Origin of the sequence: Streptococcus sp. HMSC072C09 (assembly GCF_001813105.1) — a bacterium.
GTDB lineage: Bacteria > Bacillota > Bacilli > Lactobacillales > Streptococcaceae > Streptococcus.
This window is the reverse complement of sequence record NZ_KV811506.1, coordinates 3859-5682: the sequence shown is the minus strand read 5'-3', so window position 1 is coordinate 5682 and position 1824 is coordinate 3859. Positions and strand designations below refer to the sequence as shown.

Here is a 1824-nt window from a genome sequence, read left to right as displayed (position 1 = left end):
ACACTGATTGGCTTACTGAGGTTGAAGCTGATTCGGACACTGATACTGATTCTGACGTTGACACTGATTCAGATGTTGACGCTGACTCAGACGCCGAAACCGATTCTGATATTGACGCTGATTCTGATGTTGACGCTGATTCTGACGTAGAAACCGATTCGGATACAGATACCGATTCTGACGTAGAAACCGATTCGGATACAGATGCCGATTCTGAGGTTGACACTGATTCTGACGTTGAAACTGATTCAGAGGCTGAAATTGATTCGGATGTTGATACTGATTCTGATGCAGAAACTGATTCTGATGTTGACACCGATTCAGACGTAGACACTGATTCGGATGTTGACGCTGACTCGGACGCAGAGGCTGATTCAGAGACTGAGAATGATTCTGATGTTGACACCGATTCAGAAGTTGAAACTGACTCGGACGCGGACAATGACTCGGATGTCGATACTGATTCAGAGGTTGAGACCGACTCAGATGTTGATGCTGACAATGATTCAGAGGTCGAGATTGATTCAGACGTAGATACTGACTCAGAGGTAGAAACTGATTCAGACGCTGATACTGACTCAGACGTTGAGACTGATTCAGATACAGAAACTGACTCGGATGTCGAGACTGATTCTGATGTTGAAACTGACTCAGAAGTCGATACTGATTCTGATGTTGAAACTGACTCAGATGCCGAGACTGATTCAGACGTTAAAACTGATTCAGATACAGAAACTGACTCGGATGTCGAGACTGATTCGGACACTGAGGCTGATTCAGAAGCAGATGCTGATTCGGATGTTGATTCAGACTCTGATGTCAAAACTGATTCTGATGTTGACAATGATTCGGAAGTCGAAACAGATTCAGAAGTAGACACTGATTCTGATACAGAAACCGATTCAGACGCTGAAACTGATTCGGACGTTGATACTGAATCAGACGTTGATACAGATTCTGATGTAGATGCTGACTCGGATGCCGATACTGATTCCGATACAGAAACAGACTTGGAAGTCGACACCGATTCAGAAGTCGAAACGGACTCGGATGCAGATGCTGAAACTGACTCAGACGTTGAGACTGATTCGGATGCAGAGGCTGATTCTGAAGTAGACACTGATTCAGAAGCAGAGGCTGACTCAGATGTTGAGACTGACACTGAAGTAGAGACTGACACTGAAGTAGAGACTGACTGACTTTCTGATACTAAAGTGCTCAACGATGCTGACAATGATTCTGATGTCGAGATTGATTCTGATACAGAAACCGATTCAGACGTTGAACCTGATTCGGACTCTGAGACTGATTCTGATGTTGAAACTGATTCAGAAGCAGAGGCTGATTCTGAGGCTGATACCGACTCAGATTCTGAGGCTGATTCTGATGCTGATACCGACTCAGATTCTGAGGCTGACGCTGATTCGGACGTAGATACTGACTCAGAGACTGAGACTGACTCAGATGTCGATACTGATTCAGAGGTTGAAACTGACTCAGACGCTGATACTGATTCGGACGTTGAAACTGATTCGGAAGTCGATACCGATTCAGAGGTTGAAACTGACTCAGACGTTGAGGCTGACTCAGAGGCAGAAGCTGATTCTGATGCAGAAGCTGATTCTGATGTAGATGCCGATTCAGAAGTCGAGACTGATTCGGACGTTGAAACCGACTCAGACGCTGACACTGATTCAGACGTTGAAATTGACTGACTTTCTGATACTGACTCGGATTCTGAAACTGATTCTGATGTTGAGACTGACTCAGACGTCGATACCGATTCAGAGGCTGAAACTGACTCGGATGTTGAGACTGATTCGG

Annotated in this window: 1 protein-coding gene; it reads right to left on the bottom strand. The window is 45.1% G+C overall.

What is annotated here, in order from left to right; all coding sequences use genetic code 11:
* Positions 1-1824, bottom strand: a 1824-nt coding sequence (locus HMPREF2893_RS10760; RefSeq protein WP_186822257.1) for a hypothetical protein, incomplete at both ends; no start/stop codon positions are given.